Source organism: Paraburkholderia sp. SIMBA_027 (assembly GCF_046535315.1).
Classification (GTDB): domain Bacteria; phylum Pseudomonadota; class Gammaproteobacteria; order Burkholderiales; family Burkholderiaceae; genus Paraburkholderia; species Paraburkholderia tropica.
The window spans coordinates 1-251 of the sequence record NZ_JAWRWY010001212.1 but is presented as its reverse complement, the minus strand read 5'-3'; the positions used below and the strand labels follow the sequence as shown (position 1 = coordinate 251).

The following is a 251-nucleotide window of genomic DNA, read 5'->3' as shown; positions in this document are numbered from 1 at the left end:
CTGGTTGGCCGGCAGGTTGCGGCACGCGAGCGCGATCACGACGGCATTGTCGCCGCCGAGCAGGATGTCGATGATGACGATCTGGAACACGGCGCCCCAGTGCAGCGACGTCAGGAATTCAAGCATGAGTGGATATAGGTGCGGGGCGACGACCCTCTGACGGGCGGCCCGGTTCATTACCGGCACATGCGTCGCGCATGCCCGGGGCTTACAAATTCATTGCGCGAGCATAACAAAAAACGCCGGCTAAG

General features: G+C 61.8%; 1 protein-coding gene. It reads right to left on the bottom strand.

The annotated features are described in order from the left end of the window. Nucleotides 1-126, bottom strand: a 126-nt coding sequence (locus tag SB764_RS43000) for a TerC family protein (RefSeq protein WP_410867173.1), incomplete at its 3' end; no start/stop codon positions are given. Between the last annotated feature and the right edge of the window lie 125 nt (nt 127-251).